This is a genomic window from Micromonospora sp. NPDC047548 (genome assembly GCF_040642975.1).
Taxonomy (GTDB): domain Bacteria; phylum Actinomycetota; class Actinomycetes; order Mycobacteriales; family Micromonosporaceae; genus Micromonospora.
In genome coordinates, this window is the sequence record NZ_JBEYTI010000080.1 from 1 (window position 1) to 14,628 (window position 14,628).

14 protein-coding genes, 1 pseudogene and 1 CRISPR repeat array are annotated in these 14,628 nt (G+C 69.5%); of the genes and pseudogenes, 9 read left to right on the forward strand and 6 right to left on the reverse strand.

Annotated elements, in window-relative coordinates; translation table 11 throughout:
* Window positions 1-1,131 precede the first annotated feature (1,131 nt).
* Window positions 1,132-1,473: a CRISPR direct-repeat array (repeat unit 28 nt; unit sequence GGAGGACCCCCGCGCGTGCGGGGACGAC).
* 361 nt (window positions 1,474-1,834) lie between these two features.
* Entirely contained in the window at window positions 1,835-5,521 is a 3,687-nt protein-coding gene (locus tag ABZ807_RS32060) for a S8 family peptidase (RefSeq protein ID WP_357166484.1), read from the reverse strand.
* Between the two features lie 115 nt (window positions 5,522-5,636).
* Here ABZ807_RS32060 and ABZ807_RS32065 point away from each other — a divergent pair, with 115 nt between their 5' ends.
* Window positions 5,637-6,428 carry a helix-turn-helix domain-containing protein gene (locus ABZ807_RS32065; protein ID WP_357166487.1) on the forward strand — a complete coding sequence of 264 codons (792 nt, stop codon included), beginning with the start codon at window positions 5,637-5,639 and terminating at the stop codon, window positions 6,426-6,428.
* A 115-nt stretch (window positions 6,429-6,543) separates the two neighbouring features.
* On the opposite strand, the gene ABZ807_RS32070 is transcribed toward ABZ807_RS32065, so the two are convergent.
* A complete protein-coding gene (locus tag ABZ807_RS32070; RefSeq protein WP_357166490.1) occupies window positions 6,544-6,720 on the reverse strand; it encodes a hypothetical protein in 177 nt (58 codons plus the stop codon).
* A gap of 1 nt (window position 6,721) precedes the next feature.
* Here ABZ807_RS32070 and ABZ807_RS32075 point away from each other — a divergent pair, with 1 nt between their 5' ends.
* The 5 genes from ABZ807_RS32075 (at window position 6,722) to ABZ807_RS32095 (ending at window position 10,287) form a co-directional block, all read left to right on the forward strand.
* Entirely contained in the window at window positions 6,722-6,847 is a 126-nt protein-coding gene (locus ABZ807_RS32075; protein WP_357166493.1) for a hypothetical protein, read from the forward strand.
* Between the two features lie 150 nt (window positions 6,848-6,997).
* The gene (locus tag ABZ807_RS32080) at window positions 6,998-8,548 is read left to right on the forward strand and encodes a family 10 glycosylhydrolase (protein WP_357166496.1); all 1,551 of its coding nucleotides are present in this window, start codon (window positions 6,998-7,000) and stop codon (window positions 8,546-8,548) included.
* Between the two features lie 329 nt (window positions 8,549-8,877).
* Complete coding sequence (locus tag ABZ807_RS32085; protein WP_357166499.1) at window positions 8,878-9,480, forward strand: glyoxalase; 603 nt, start codon at window positions 8,878-8,880, stop codon at window positions 9,478-9,480.
* Window positions 9,477-9,929, forward strand: a complete 453-nt coding sequence (locus ABZ807_RS32090) for an NAD(P)H-binding protein (protein ID WP_357166502.1) — start codon at window positions 9,477-9,479, stop codon at window positions 9,927-9,929. The genes ABZ807_RS32085 and ABZ807_RS32090 overlap by 4 nt, the downstream gene beginning before the upstream one ends.
* Entirely contained in the window at window positions 9,880-10,287 is a 408-nt protein-coding gene (locus tag ABZ807_RS32095) for a hypothetical protein (protein ID WP_357166505.1), read from the forward strand. Before ABZ807_RS32090 ends, ABZ807_RS32095 begins: the two co-directional genes overlap by 50 nt.
* Window positions 10,288-10,329: 42 nt before the next feature.
* Here ABZ807_RS32095 and ABZ807_RS32100 read toward each other — a convergent pair.
* Together ABZ807_RS32100 and ABZ807_RS32105 are read right to left on the reverse strand one after the other, a co-directional pair.
* A pseudogene (locus ABZ807_RS32100) lies at window positions 10,330-10,673 on the reverse strand (IS630 family transposase); the annotation flags it as partial.
* Between the two features lie 37 nt (window positions 10,674-10,710).
* Entirely contained in the window at window positions 10,711-11,316 is a 606-nt protein-coding gene (locus ABZ807_RS32105) for a TetR family transcriptional regulator (protein ID WP_357166508.1), read from the reverse strand.
* 80 nt (window positions 11,317-11,396) lie between these two features.
* Between ABZ807_RS32105 and ABZ807_RS32110 the strand changes: the two genes are divergently transcribed.
* Complete coding sequence (locus tag ABZ807_RS32110; protein WP_357166511.1) at window positions 11,397-12,326, forward strand: oxidoreductase; 930 nt, start codon at window positions 11,397-11,399, stop codon at window positions 12,324-12,326.
* Window positions 12,327-12,509: 183 nt separating this feature from the next.
* Here the strand turns inward: ABZ807_RS32110 and ABZ807_RS32115 are convergent, their stop codons facing one another.
* Both ABZ807_RS32115 and ABZ807_RS32120 read right to left on the reverse strand, forming a co-directional pair.
* The gene (locus tag ABZ807_RS32115; RefSeq protein WP_357166514.1) at window positions 12,510-12,716 is read right to left on the reverse strand and encodes a DUF397 domain-containing protein; all 207 of its coding nucleotides are present in this window, start codon (window positions 12,714-12,716) and stop codon (window positions 12,510-12,512) included.
* Window positions 12,709-13,620, reverse strand: coding sequence for a helix-turn-helix transcriptional regulator (locus ABZ807_RS32120; RefSeq protein WP_357166517.1), 912 nt, complete (start codon window positions 13,618-13,620; stop codon window positions 12,709-12,711). The genes ABZ807_RS32115 and ABZ807_RS32120 overlap by 8 nt, the downstream gene beginning before the upstream one ends.
* Window positions 13,621-13,862: 242 nt before the next feature.
* On the opposite strand from ABZ807_RS32120, the gene ABZ807_RS32125 reads away from it, so the two are divergent.
* The gene (locus tag ABZ807_RS32125) at window positions 13,863-14,150 is read left to right on the forward strand and encodes a DivIVA domain-containing protein (protein ID WP_357166520.1); all 288 of its coding nucleotides are present in this window, start codon (window positions 13,863-13,865) and stop codon (window positions 14,148-14,150) included.
* Window positions 14,147-14,398, forward strand: coding sequence for a hypothetical protein (locus ABZ807_RS32130; RefSeq protein ID WP_357166523.1), 252 nt, complete (start codon window positions 14,147-14,149; stop codon window positions 14,396-14,398). The genes ABZ807_RS32125 and ABZ807_RS32130 overlap by 4 nt, the downstream gene beginning before the upstream one ends.
* Window positions 14,399-14,628 lie beyond the last annotated feature (230 nt).

Consider the following 14,628-nt stretch of genomic DNA (forward strand, 5'->3'; position numbering starts at 1 on the left):
CCCGCCCGGCAACCCGCCGGCGGGGCATCTTCATGCCCCTACATCCGCACCACCGATGACGGCTACATCCTCACCAAGAACGCCAGGCAACACCCGGACCGCCTCTGCCGGTCCCCGGACCGCCTCTGCCGGTCCCCGGACCGCCTCTGCCGGTCCCCGGACCGCCTCTGCCGGTCCCCGGACCGCCTCTGCCGGTCCGCGCAGACACGCCCGTGGTCCGGGACACCACCGTCGCGGTCCCGCCTCGGCGGACCAGCGCTCGGCGGTCCCGGACGGCGGTCGGCGGTCCCGGACCGGCGGGCGGGCGACACACCGGTCCGGGACCGAGGCCGGAGATCGTCGTTCTGGTCACGGCCGCCCGGGCCGCCGTCCAAGCCTTGACCGCTCACGGGGCACCGCAGTCCCGCAAGGCCCTCACCCGGCAGCTACGCGCTGACGGGCACCACCTGTCCGACGCCACCGCTTCCGCGCTGTGCACCTCCTGCGCGCCGATACCACCAGACCCGACCAGCTCACGCGGGACCTGTCAGACCGGACTCTGCGTGACAGGACCACGGCCCGCGATTCCGGTCAGACCGCGCCGTCTCTGGGAGGCGAGCGAGCGCTGCTGTCAGGAAGCACCGCTGTCTGACAGCACCTGACGCGACCTAACAGGACCTGACCCGACAGGTGAGCTCAAACATCAAGGCCTCCACAGTGCCCGGGGCAGTTCATATCGGCGGCGCTGTCAGCCCTGGCAGAGGCTGTCAACGGTGCAGCAGCGGTGTGGCATTCCGCGACCGTCGCGGTGGCCTGCGGGCTACGCGGCGACCCGTGCGAGCGATCGAGAGGGACTGTGTTGGGCGCTCGTCGCGGCCGATCCGGCCCTGTGGTTGTCAGCCCGCGTGTGGGGGCTCGGCTGGGTGCGGCATTGGGGGCTCGGTTGGGGGCGTCGGCGACTCGAGGCCCCATACGAGCCTTGTCGATCTGCCCTGTCAGGTAGCTGAGCTGCGGAAACCTGACCGATAAGGACCTCATCGGCAAGATCAACCTGCCCCGACTCCCTAATGTTTCTTAGGGACCCCCAGGGGTTCTTACGCCGGGTAGGACATGTTTCGCGCGGGGTGGTCGCCGGCCAGACGGGCGGACTTAGGACGACCCCCGCGCGTGCGGGGACGACGCGCCCGCGACCGCCGGCCGGTACGCGTGCCCCGGAGGACCCCCGCGCGTGCGGGGACGACATCAAGGGTGGCCCCGGGCAGGTCAAGCGGACGGGAGGACCCCCGCGCGTGCGGGGACGACCATCCACGCCTGCGGGTCGTTGCGGGTGGCCGCGTAGGACCCCCGCGCGTGCGGGGACGACTCTACGACTTCGAGCCTGGCACGCTGGGCGTCCTGGGCGCGCGGAGGACCCCCGCGCGTGCGGGGACGACAAGTACATGAACCACAGCGGCAAACACGTCAGCGGAGGACCCCCGCGCGTGCGGGGACGATGGACGAACAGCGCTAGCGCCGGATCTCCGGCCATTGGTCCTCAAGGGCCATGCCCCACGCGGACATCGTGACCACGACGAGTTCGGCGTGGCGAGCGATCCTCGCCTCGTCATAGACGATGCGCTCATGCTTGGTCAGGGCTGACTGTGAGCCACACCGTGCCATGCACACGATCAATCTCGCGGGCGAGGACGCCGCCACAAAGCCTCGTCCACACATGTGCATGCGAGAGGGCGCCGCACGTGACGTGCGGCGCCCTCTTTCAAGGACGGATGTATGCCGTCCGGCTCTGACGTGGCGTGTCAAGCAGTGACCGTCCGTGAACCCTCACGCGCCAAGGCCCGGCACGCCCGTCAGCCCCTCAGGGACGCACTCGGTAGGCATCCATGATGATCTCGACGAGACTGCCTCCTTGGTCGTCAACCGCCGTGGTACGCAGGCTCACGTTCCCAGCGGCAACCCCAGGCAGGGTGGCCACCGCCGACGTGCCGTCGACCTGCACCGGGGCCGGTGACCAGGTCTTGCCGCTGTCGGTCGAGTACTCGACGCCTTGGACGTGAGTCGCTCGCGCCCTCGCACCGATCTGGTGGCCGGCGGTCAGGGAAAGCTGCACCGCCTGCCCGGCCGCGACCGACTGGTGTTCGTCGTGGGCGAGCTGGTAGGTCAGGTCGATGAGTGGCAGGGTTTCGTAGCCCTGAGCGACGTGGCCGCTGTTGAAGCGCCATGTGGAGGTGACTTCCGTGCTGAGCGGCCACTTTGTGAACGTCCGCTTGGCGTGAGAGGTGAGCCGGTACCACGCCGTGCGGGGGCTGAGCCCCTTCGCCGTGAGGCGGCCCACCGCGTCGGAAGCTGCGATGGTCACACCGGCGTCGTCGGTGAGCGTCACGTCGCCGGTGTCGGTCACGGTCGTGTTGCCGGTGCGGTGGCCTGCGCTGTCCGAGAACATCGGCAGCTCGAATCGCAGCTCCTCGTCCTTGGTCCGGTACACGTAGGGCAGGGCGTCCGGAGCGGGGTTCCTCCGAATCGACAGCGACGGGTTGAAGGGGCCAGCGAGGTACGACTCGGGCGTGACGGAGCCGGCGGCATACGTGGTCGGCTCGGAGTCCATCCACCCCAGCGGCACCGACCCGCCGCCCTCGCCCTCGAAGGTGTAGTGGCGTATCGAGGTCGTCCAGGCCAGGCCAGGGGTCCGCAGGATCCGCACTGTCGAGGGCACCCGCACGGTGGCGCGGTCGCCGACCATCAGGCCGTCCAGGTTGGCCGCGCTCGTGATGGTGTTGCCGTATCCGTTCACCCCGAGGGCGGACAGCGTCGTCGGCGACACGGCCAGCTGGGAGGCGTCCTGACGGAGGTCCGCCCCGGCCGGCACCTCACCCTGTACACGATGGACGACGAAAGCCGCCTCACGCGGGGTGTCGGTGCCGACGAGGTCGAGCGCGAACGATCCGGTCGCCACGGCGGCGACGAAGGCCGGCACCTGCTGGGATGCCAGGACGAACACCGGAAGAGCGGTGCTCGTGGCGTTCTGGTCAGCCAGCACGACGGCCTTGGCTCCGGCGTTGGCGAGGGCGTTGACGCGGAGCCCGCGGGTGGCGAACGGCACCGAGGCCGGGAAGGTCGCGAGGGCGATCGCGCCGGAGACACCGGCACGGGCGATCTCGGCATCCGTGGCGGCCCCCACGTCGACGACACGCGCCGTCAGCCGTCCGACCCACGGCTGGACGGTCGTTCTGGTCAGGGCCCACTCGGTGTCCGCACCACTGCGCGCGGTGATGAGCGGCTCGGAGTAACCGCCCTCGTTGAGGAGCTCGACGCCGGGGATCGGTCCCGACGGGGCAGCATACACCTGGTGCATCTCGTTCATCGTCGGGGCGACGAGGCCCTGGGCGCCCATCGGCAGCCGCGAGAGGACGCCCACGCTGCCCGAGGCGAGCCGGGCCACGGTGCCGGTCAGCCCCACCCGCACCGGTGCGGCGTGGCTGAGGTCAGGGCTGAACTGGACGTCCTTGTCGGCGATGATGCGTTGCGCGAAGTGCGTGGACCGGGTCGCCAGCACCTTGTCGTTGCTGCCCAGGTCGGTCTCGTAGGTGTGGCCGAAGACGCGATAGGAGCCCTCGGGCAGGGACATCACCTTGGGTGTGGCGTTCGTGATGTCGAACCACGTGTACCCGGTCTGTTCGTTCTGGATGATCGTGTAGAGGAACGCGAGGTCGGCCGTGGCACGCGGCGTGGGACGGACCAAGGTCACGTTGTGCAGGGGCGGGGCCACGACCGCCGCCACCGGGGTGCGCACCTCCATCCCGCCGGGTGCGGTCGCGACGACCCAGCCGGCATACTTGCCGGGCCGCGTCACCGACGCGACCGTGGCGGTCGCGGTGCCGGCCTCGCCTGGTGCGAGCCGGAGGCGGTCGGACGAGAGCGTGACGAGGCCCGCGGGGGCTGCGGAACCGGTATCGGTGTCGCGCAGCGAGACCGACAGGCTCAGCGTGAGCGGGTGGTTGCTGACGTTGCGGTAGCCGAACGTCCACGTCGAGGGCGCTGCGGCGGGCAGGGTGGCCGTTGCGGGCCGGTCGGTGGTGGCCACGACGTCGGTGGCGGTGGCCTCGTCGACGTCGAGCTCTCCGGCCCCCTGGGCGAACGGCGACACGTCGATGTTGCCGTCCGCCGCGCCGACGAGCGCTGCCTTGAGGCGCTCGCCGTCCCAGTCCGGATGCTTCTGGGCGAGGAGGGCGGCCGCGCCGGCAACGTGCGGGGTGGCCATCGAGGTGCCCGACAGGCGCGAGTAGTACTTGTCGACGGCGGATGCCGAGTAGGTCCCCGCCGCGCGGGCCGCGACGATGTCGCTCCCAGGCGCGGCGATGTCCGGCTTGATCGCCAGGTCGTAGCTGCGCGGGCCCTGGCTCGAGAACGACGAGAGCGCGCCGGTCTTGGTCACGGACCCGACCGTGAGGGCCGCATCCGCGGCACCCGGGCTGCCGATCGTCTCGGGAGCCCCGTCGTTGCCGGCCGCGACGACAAACAAGGTGTCCGACGACGCGCTCAGGGCGTTGAGCGCCTGGGACAGGCTGTCACGGCCGGCGTCGGGAACGCTGCCGCCGAGGCTCATGTTGACGATGTCGGCGTTCTGCTCGACCGCCCACACCATGCCCTGGATGATGCCGCTCTCGCTGCCCGATCCGAACTTGTTGAGCACCTTGCCCTCGAGCAGCTTCACCCCGGGCGCCATGCCCCTGTAGCGACCGCCGGAGGCGGCGCCGGTGCCGGCGATCGTCGAGGAGACGTGGGTGCCGTGCCCGTTCTTGTCGTCGACCGTGCCCTCGTTGACGAAGTCCTTGGAACCCACGACGAGACCTTGAAGGTCGGGGTGCTCCATGTCGTAGCCGGTGTCGAGCACGGCCACGGTGACGCCGGCGCCGGTGAGCCCGCGCTTCCAGGCGTTGAGGGCGCCCGACCGCCGCACGCTCTCGTCCAGGGTGGCCTTGACCACCCCGTCGAGGCGCAGCTGCGCGAGGTCCCCCGACTCGGCCGCCGCGCGCAGCTGCGACCACGCAGTCGCGGCATTCTGCTTGGCGACTGTGGCGGCGGTGAGTCCCACCCTCGACATGCCCGTCACGTCGGTGAGGCCGGCCCGGGTGGCGACATCGGGGGCGGCGCCCAGCAGCAGCGGGATGTCCGCCTGGCTGCGGTCACCGAGGCCCATCGTGGTCAGTGCCGTGACGTCGAGCAGGCGTCGGTCGATGCGGTCGGCGCTGTACAGGTCGGCCGTGTCGGACGGGATCACCAGCTCGTGGTCGTTCAGCCGGACCCGGGTGAAGGTGACGTCCTCGCGGCCGGGACCCGGTTCGACGTCGATCACCTGAAGACCGATGCCGGTGCCACGGGTCGTCACCCGGTCGCCGGTGACCAGCGTGACGATCGAGTCGCCGGTGGACGCCGCAGGCGACTGCGCGGCTGAGGTCGCCGGCGACGCGGTGATCGCCGAGGCGCTTGGTTGCGCGGCTGCTGATGTACCGCTCACCGCGGCCCAGGCGACGAGTGTGATCGCCACGGCCGGGGCTAAGGACTTGGTGAGGCGCATAGAGTTCCTCGCAGTCTCGGAAGGACAGTGGCGCCGACCGTAGAAGCATGTGTCACTATTGTCAATGGTGACACTGGAGGTAGTGATGGATCTGAGTGAACGGCTCGTAGCGCTGGGCCTGAGCGGCTACGAGGCCCGCGCCTACCTGGCGCTGCTGCGCCGGGAGGGCGCGACCCCGGCCGAAGTGGCCCGGGTGGCCGGCCTACCGCGGCAGCGCGTCTACGACGTCCTGCGCACCCTTGCTGAACGTGACCTCGTCATGGTCGTGCCAGGGGATCACCTGCGGTATGCCGCCGCCGACCCCGAGTCCGCGGTGGCGGCCCTCGTCCAAGCCAAGCGGCAGGCTATGGCAGACCTCGAGCGTGACGCCGATGACCTCGTGGAACAGCTGACACCGGTGTGGGACGACGGGCGCGACCGGGGCGCGCCCCTGCAGTACGTGGAGGTCCTGCGGGACCAGGCATCGGCGGCGGCCCGGGTGTCCGCACTCATCAACGGTGCCGAGCGCGAGTACCTCGCGTTCGTGCGGCCGCCCTTCTTCACCCAGCCGACCCCCGACGACAACCACGAGAAGGCGCAGGTCATACGGGCCATCCACGATCGCAGCTCGCTGAGCTACCCCCAGATCGCCGAGCACGCGAAGCAGGCCGCTGTGGCGGGGCAGGCCATTCGCATCGTCGACAGCCTCCCACTCAAAGGCGTGATCGTCGACCGGCGCGTGGCCGCCCTGCACCTGCCCGACCCGGTGGCCGGTGACACGCAGTACACGACCGTGGTCATCGACCACCCCGACATGGCAGAACTGCTTGCCTACGCATTCGAGGCGCTGTGGAAGACCGGCGTTGCGCCGAACGAAGCGCTTGGCAAAGACGGGTGAGCTCCATGCTGACCTTCGTATCCCAGGGTGGATACCCGCCTCCGGCCACCACGGTTAGGCGGGAGAGAATGTCAAGAGGAGCCACCGTACGACGAGCCCGTTCCCCGATAGGGCATCAACCGAGGTCGTGGTCCGCGGGGTCGGTGTTGAGGACCCAGGCGAGCGGCATGGTCGCGCGGACGGCGTAGTGCTCGCCGTCCAAGCGGTGCATTGTGACGGTCTGCGCCTGATCCTGGTCGACCACCCGGCACTGTGGAATGCCGGCGGCGGCGTACTCGCTGCGCTTGGTCACCGTGTCCACGCCCTCGGAGCCGGAGCCGGAGCCGGGCGTGATCTCGACGGCGCGGCTGCCGGGTGGCCGGCGCTGCGTGCTCCGCGACGGCCACGACGGCGAGTGCTCCCGCCGCCTGCGCCGCTGACGGACGTTGAGTGAGCGGACGCCCCTGAGCGGCAACTCGTCTCGGTCCCCTTGTCCACGATCGCCCCGTAGCTTACCTTCGCATCTACTGTAATCGCTGCAGGTATTCTTCAGCGCACCTTCCAGCATGGAGGGCACATTGAAAAGACGCGTGCTAGCTGTCCTGACCGCCACCGTCCTCGCGCTAAGCATGGCCACCCCCGCGAACGCGGCCCCGGAAGCCGAACCCACCCAACAGTGGCGCAGCTACTGGGTCGACGCGTTCAACGAGGGCGTCTACACCCCCGCACAGGTCACCCGGCTCGTGCAGGACGCCAAGAAGATCAACGCCAACGCACTGATCGTCCAGATCGCCCGGCGCTACGACTGCTTCTGCAACCGGGCGCTCTACCCGCGTACCGACGCGGCGATCGCACCCCGGCCCTACGACCCGCTGGACGAGGTAATCGCGCAGGGGCACGCGGCGGGCATGGAGGTGCATGCCTGGGTCAACGTCAACACGATGTGGAACTCGGCCACCCCGCACTCCTCGCCCGAGCACGTCTTCAACAAGCACGGCCTGTCCGCCACGGGTGCCGACCGCTGGCTCAACAAGCGCTACGACGGCCAGGAACTCATGGGCGCCAACGCCTACATGGACCCGGCCAACCCGGACGCGGTCAACTACATCGTGTCGGCGATCCAGAGCATCGTGCGTGAGTACGACGTCGACGGCGTCAACCTCGACTACGTGCGCTACCCCGACTTCAACTCCACCACCACGCACAGCGACTGGGGCTACAGCGAGACCTCGCTGGCCCGCTTCCGCGCCGCCACCGGCCGCACCGACACCCCGCTACCCTCCGACCCGCAGTTCTCGGACTGGCGGCGCACCCAGATGACCAACCTAGTCCGCAAGATCTACCTCGGGATGTGGGAGGTGGATCCGGGAGCGCGCCTGTCGATGGACGGCATCACCTACAGCTTCGGGCCGCAGACCATGGGCGGCTGGGAGAAGACCCGGCCGTACGCCGAGGTGTTGCAGGACTGGAAGGGCTGGCTGGCCGAGGGCATCATGGACACGGTCGTCGCCATGAACTACAAGCGCAACTGGATGCCCGACCAGAAGCAGATGTACGACGAGTGGACCGAGGTGCTCGCCGACTGGCAGGGCGACCGGCAGGCGGTGATCGGCCCGGCCCTGTACCTCAACGACATCCCGGACAGCGTCGAGCAGATACGCCAGGCGCTCGCCCCGACGGCGGCGGGCAACACCGCCGCCGGCTGGAGCGGCTACTCGTACGCCAACCCGACCCGCGCCGGGGTCAACCAGCCGCTGTCGTTCCGCAACGCCGAGCGGGACAAGCTGGCCCAGGCGCTGACCACCGGGCCCGACGCCCCGTTCGCCAACGAGGTGGCGGTGCCGGTGATGCCGTGGAAGGCGACCCCCACCGAGGGGCACGTGTCCGGGCGCGTCGCGCTGCGCACCGGCGCGCCGCTGGATCAGGCGACCGTCACCCTGCGGCCGCTGACCACCGGCGGTGAGCCGATCACCCGTCGTACCGACGGCGACGGCTGGGTCGGCTTCGTGCATCTGCGTCCCGGGACCTACCTGGTGCAGGTCGACCTGCCCAACCGCGTCGTCGGCCAGCCGGTCGCGGTGGCCCAGGTCCGCGCCGGCGCGATCGCCAAGGTGGACCTGACCCGTCTCATCCAGATGTAGGCAGCCTGGTTCCCGCCCGCCCGGAGGGCTGTACCTGATGATCGGAGCCAGCGGTTTCGGCGCGGTACGGGCGCGCGACCGGGTCGCGCAGCGTTGAGGTTCAATCCCGCCCGACATCTCCAGATGTCGGGCGGGAGCCGATCAGCGGAGAGCCGAAACTCGTCGTGGTACCGCCGCCGGACTGGGCCCGCGACTGGTGAACCTCTTCGGCCTCGTGCCGTGATCCGTGCCAGCGAAAAGTCAGGGCCGCTCTGCGTGGCGAAGCAGGTGATCAGACCGGTCAGGAATCGAGAAGCGCGGGTCGCGCAGCCGCCCGCAGCGTGATCGGCATGACCTCGATCAAATCCGTCACCCTTGAAGTGCCCGACCCCACGATCACCAGTGCCTTCTACACCGCCTTCGGTGTGGCCGATCACGTGCGCGTACGTGCCTCGGAGGCGCCGGCGACCGGCTTCCGTGGGTTCGTGCTGTCGCTGGTGGTGCCCCAACCCAGCACCGTCGACAGCCTCATCGGCACCGCCCTCGACGGCGGTGCTACCACGCTGAAGCCGGTCAAGAAGAGTTTCTGGGGCTACGGCGGCGTCGTGCAGGCCCCGGACGGGGCGATCTGGAAGATCGCCACGTCGGCGAAGAAGGACACTGGGCCGGCCACCCGGCAGATCGACGACATCGTGCTGCTGCTGGGCGTCGCAAACGTCAAGGCGAGCAAGCAGTTCTACGTCGACTGCGGCCTGGCCGTGGCGAAGAGCTGCGGCAGCAAGTACGTCGATTTCGCCAGCTCGGAGTCGCCCGTCAAGCTGGCGCTCTACGGGCGCCGCGCCGCCGCCAAGGACGCCGACGTCTCCCCGGACGGCACCGGCTCGCACCGGATCGTCATCGGCAGCGATGCCGGGCCCTTCACCGACCCGGACGGGTTCGCGTGGGAGACATGAGGATCGCGGTCACCGGGGGCACCGGCCGGATCGGCGGCCACGTGGTGCAACTGCTGGCCGACGAGCGACGGCACGACGTCGTCGGGCTGTCGAGTCGTACCGCGCCGTACGACGACCCCGCGGCGCTGCGTGCCGCGCTGGACGGGGTCGACACGCTGGTGTTCGTGTCCAGCGATGGCGAGGCCGCGCGGGTGATCGTCCACCACCACAAAGTCCTGGACGCTGCGATCCAGCGCGGGGTCGGGCACGTTGTGCTGCTCAGCGGCCTGGACGCGGACGTGGACTCCCCGTTCTGCTACGCGTACACCAACGGTCACACTGAGCGGCTGCTCCGCGCCTCCCCGATTGCGGTGGCATGGCGTCATGCTGGCCTGGTGGGGCTGCCGCCCGGTCGCGCCGTTGACCGTGCTGACGCTGCGGGCAAATCCGGAGTACGAGCGGTTCCTTGACCACGCCACGCTCGCCGACGGTCGCGTCGTGTTGGCCGCCGTCGGCAGCCTGGTGGCGTTCGTGAGTTGGGCGCTGATCGGCGTTGTGGTGGGTGTGCGCTGGCGATGGTCGCCTCGTGCGGGCTTCCTGGCCTGGGCCGGCTATGCCGGGCTCACTTGGTGTTGGGGCGTGCTGATCTCGGTCGGGCCGCTACGAGGCTCTGGGCCGGCCCTGCTCGTGCCGAACCCCACGACAATCGGCACGGTGGAGGCGTTGGTCGGGGCAGACCGTGGCTGGGCGTGGCTCGGCGTCGGGCTGGTCACAGTCCTCGCGGTCGCCGGCGCCATTACCGCCTCGCGTGCCCGCGCCGCAGCATGACTAGTGCGCTGACCACATACGTTCACCGGCTTTGATGGATCACAGTTCGCGGGCGAGCACGGTGTGGTTGGGGTGGTTCGAGCTGGCCGTGGTGAACGCGCACAGCGGTCCGAATTGCGCTTCGATCGGGTTGGCCCAGGAATAGCGGATGCCGTGGGTACGCCGGTAGGTGGCCGGCAGCCGGTCCGGCCTGGTCTGCGGCGCCCATGTGCTGCCGTGGTGCGGGCGAATCGACAGGGGCCCGAACTGGTCGAACGCGAAACAGCGGTCCGGGAACTGCGAGGTGACGTGCTCGATGCGGTGGAAGCTGATGTCCTTGTCCGGGTCGGGACTCCTTCCGCGTGCGGGTGCGCTGGAATGAGAATCTCGTTGCGGCGCAGTAGTTGGGTGTCACCAACCCGGTGAACGTATGTGGTCAGCGCACTAGATCGTGTCGAGCGCTGGGACGATGACGGCGAAGGCTTGGTCGGTCAGGTCGGCCAGTTCTTCCTTGCCCTCGCTGTCGCTCCACCGTTGCAGAACGGTGCCGAAGGCGGCCAGCGCCATGCGGGCCGCCATCTGGGGATACACCTCACTGCCGGAGGCGAGCCCCAGGCGGCTTGCCAGCTCGGTTGCCAGGTCGTCGCGCCACTGCTCCTGTCGCTCGAGGAAGCGGGCGAGCAGCGCGGGCGTGCGCAGGATCAGCTGGACGACGCGCAGCGTTCGGTCGGGGTGGTCGGCGCAGGCGGCGATGGGCGCCCACACGGCGTGCCGCAGCGCCACCGAGGGCGGCTCGGCGCTCGGGCGGGCGGCCAGGTCGGCGCGGAGGTCAACGCCCATGCCGACCAGGAACTGGACGACCACGTCCTCCTTGGATCGGAAGTACCGGAAGAAGGTCCGTTGGGAGACGCCAGCGGCCGCGACGATCTCGTCGATGGTGACCGAGTCGAACCCCTTCAGGGCGAGTAGCTGCAGCGCTGCCTCAGTCAGCTCGTTCGAGACCAGCTGGCGCTTGCGCTGGGCCAAGCTCACTTCGGGACGGGAGGCCATGGGCTGATGATACCCCCTGCCTCCCATGACATGAAGCGCACCGTTTGACAGTAGCTGCCACCCATGGCAGCGTGGGTCACATGAAGCAGCAATCCTGGACCGCCGAGCAGATCCCCGATCAAACCGGCCGGGTGTTCGTCGTCACCGGCGCCACCAGTGGTCTCGGCCTGGCCGCGACCCGCGCGCTCGCCCGTCGTAACGGCCAGGTCATCCTCGCCGTCCGCGACGAGGAGAAGGGCCACCGCACCGTCGCTGACCTCACCGCCCAGCACCCAGCGGCCCGCCTCGAGGTGCGCCGCCTCGACCTGGCCGACCTCGACTCGGTCCGCACCTTCGCCGCCCGGCTCCACGGCGACCTTCCCCGGCTGGATGTGCTCGTCAACAACGCCGGCGTGATGGCCCCGCCCCGAACACTGACCGCACAGGGCCACGAACTGCAGTTCGCCGCGAACCACCTCGGCCACTTCGCCCTCACCGGACTGCTGCTCGAATTGCTGGCCGCTGGGCATGACCCCCGCGTGGTCACCGTCAGCTCGCTCAACCACCGCCAGGGACGCATCGTCTTCGACGACCTGACCGGTGCCCGCGGCTACAAGCCGATGGCCTACTACAACCAGTCCAAGCTGGCCAACGCCGTCTTCGGGTGGGAACTGCACCGGCGTCTGACCTCGGCGGGCAGCCCACTGCGTAGCCTGCTATCCCACCCCGGATACACCGCCACCAACCTGCAGATGCGGGCGATCGGCCTGCCGCGGCTACTGTTCGGCATCATCGCCAGGCCGCTCGCGCAGACGCCGGACCAGGGCGCGTTGCCCCTGCTGTACGCGTCGACCGCGCCGGGGATCGAAGGCGGCGCGTTCATCGGCCCGGACGGCAAGGGCGAACTGCGAGGTTTCCCGACCCGGGTCGCCCTGTCGGCTGGTGCGACCGACACCGAGACCGGCCGTCGACTGTGGGAGTTGTCGGAGCAGCTCACCGGCGTACGGTACGCGCTGCCCGCGACCGCCTAGATCCTTGAGTTCGAGAATCTGAGCAGTTGAGTCAGGTTTTCAGGCTGTCGCTGCGGTTCTGAGTCGTGCTTGGGTTACCTGGTCGTCGACGTCCGGCAGCGGGTCCTCCCGTCGCAGACGCAGCCACGATCAGGGTTGATTCGGCGGCTCGAAGTTGTACCGTTACGCCTTCCGCCGCCCATCTCAGTGAGAATGAAGCCCTGAGGTCTTGACCGCGGCAGTGAACCTGCGCCAAGTATCGCTGTCGAAGGTCATCATGGGGCCGCCGGGGTCCTTCGAGTCGCGTACGGCGACGATGCCGGGGAGGTTGTCGGCTACCTCGATGCAGTCCCCGCCGTTGCCGCCGCTGCGGGTGCTCTTGCGCCAGTCGGCGCCGGTCAGGTCAGTCATGCCGCATCTCCCCGGTGATCCTCTTGATCATGTCCTTCGATTCTGCCTTGCCGAGGGCGAGCGCATCCAGTCCCTTCCAGACGCGCTCGTAGGCGGCCAGCTCGTCGGCCTTGTCGAGGTAGAGCGCACCGGTGAGTGACTCGCTGTAGACCACGGACGGCTCCGGTGCTGATCGGCCGCCCTTGGTCGGGGGGAAGTCGAGGATGACGAATGACCCGGCCACAGCGCCGGGCTGAGGGCCTGCCACCAGCGGGAGCACTCTGATGGAGACGTTCGGCAGGTCGGACAGCTTCATGAGGTGGTCGAGCTGGGCCTGCATGACTCCCGGTCCGCCAACGGACCGGCGGATGACCGCCTCGGAAAGCACCTGCACCACTTGCGGCGCTGCTGGAAGCCGCCGCGTAAGCAGGGACTGCCGTTGCAACCGAACCTCGACTGCTCGCTCTCGTTCCTCCTCGCTCGCCTGTGGGCGGTCGAGCCGGTAGATGAACTGCGCGTACTGGCGAGTCTGGAACAGTCCGGGGATCAGGGACTCGTCGTAGCGGCGGAGATGTGCGGCGGCGGATTCCAGGCCGACGTACAGCTCGAACCAGCTCGGTACCGCGTCGCCGTACGCGTGCCACCACCCCTTGGACTTCGTTTCCGCGGCCAGCCCGCGCATCGCCTCGGTCGTCTCTGCCGACACGTGGTACAGCTCGCACATCGCCTTGACGTCGAGCATCCGCACCGGGCCGAGGCCGCTCTCGATGCGCCAGATCTTCTGCCGGCTGTATTCGAGGGCTTCGGCGGCGGCGTCGAGGGTCACCCCCGCCTCGGTGCGGAACTGTCGCAGTAGCCGGCCGAGCTGCCGGCGTGGCACGGTCGATCCGACATCCTCTGCCACCTGAGCACTCCTTGATTCCATTCCGCAACACTGCGTAATGTGCCCATGTAACAGCTACCGGTACCGGTAAAGAAAGTCAATGCCTCTGCCAAGAATTCTGCCGTGGAACGTTGCACTTCCACTTCGCGCTGTCACACGATGACTGCAGGGCCCTGGTGCCGTACCGCTGATCGGAGCTGCGGTGGCAGGGCGGGGTGGGTCCGCACGTGCGGGGAGGGCGGGTGGCCCCACCCCTTCCATTCCACGAGAGAGGCAGGCAGCAGATGAGCGTCCGCAACCAACGGCCGACCCATGTCGGCACGGCGATGCCGTACACCTCGCTGTTGCCGTGGCAGGTGCGCGAGCGCCGCTTCAGGCTGGTCGGGCTCGGGCGCCGCGGCCTGGAGCCCGACCATGTGTACGCCTTCCTCGACCGGGTCGCCGGCGACCTGGCCGCCGCCCACGCGGCCCTGGCCGCGAGCCGGCGGGAGACCGCCGTCATCAAGGACGCGCTGCGCCGCTGGCAGTCCGACCAGGCCCGCACCCGCGCCGACCGGGGTCCGGGCGCATGACCCAGCGGTACGTCATCCACCTGCCGGTCGTCGCCGCCGATCTGCCCGCCGCGCAGCGCCTGGCCCGGGTGATCGGCCGGTGGCTGCTGGTGCTGCCGCAGACCGACCCGGGGGAGACCACCGTCTCCGCCGAGGACCACCAGAACGTACGCCATCGGGTCTTCTGCGACCTGCGGATGCCCGGCGGCCGGCGCTGCCTGCTCCGCGCCGACCACGACGGCCCCTGCGCCCGCCGGCTGCGCCGCTGACCCGGCGTCGCGATGCTGCCCAGGCAAATTCGCGGCGGGCCCACCGCTGGGCTCAGGCGCGGGCGGAAGCCTCTGTCGAGGATGTCGCCGAAGGGCGCCTTCGTGATTCGTCCGATCGGGATGAGGCATGGTCACCCGTTGCCAGTGAGTGCTTTGTGGCGCTCATGTGGCAGTTCTGCCTTGCGGCACAACGGTCCCGGTCTTACCCGCGCAGAGCGCGGGGCCGGGTT

Coding starts and splice junctions, on each gene's coding strand:
- ABZ807_RS32065 (WP_357166487.1), top strand. CDS start 5,637: ATGGATCTGAGTGAACGGCTCGTAGCGCTGGGCCTGAGCGGCTACGAG.
- ABZ807_RS32085 (WP_357166499.1), top strand. CDS start 8,878: ATGACCTCGATCAAATCCGTCACCCTTGAAGTGCCCGACCCCACGATC.
- ABZ807_RS32090 (WP_357166502.1), top strand. CDS start 9,477: ATGAGGATCGCGGTCACCGGGGGCACCGGCCGGATCGGCGGCCACGTG.
- ABZ807_RS32105 (WP_357166508.1), bottom strand. CDS start 11,316: ATGGCCTCCCGTCCCGAAGTGAGCTTGGCCCAGCGCAAGCGCCAGCTG.
- ABZ807_RS32110 (WP_357166511.1), top strand. CDS start 11,397: ATGAAGCAGCAATCCTGGACCGCCGAGCAGATCCCCGATCAAACCGGC.
- ABZ807_RS32115 (WP_357166514.1), bottom strand. CDS start 12,716: ATGACTGACCTGACCGGCGCCGACTGGCGCAAGAGCACCCGCAGCGGC.
- ABZ807_RS32120 (WP_357166517.1), bottom strand. CDS start 13,620: ATGGAATCAAGGAGTGCTCAGGTGGCAGAGGATGTCGGATCGACCGTG.
- ABZ807_RS32125 (WP_357166520.1), top strand. CDS start 13,863: ATGAGCGTCCGCAACCAACGGCCGACCCATGTCGGCACGGCGATGCCG.
- ABZ807_RS32130 (WP_357166523.1), top strand. CDS start 14,147: ATGACCCAGCGGTACGTCATCCACCTGCCGGTCGTCGCCGCCGATCTG.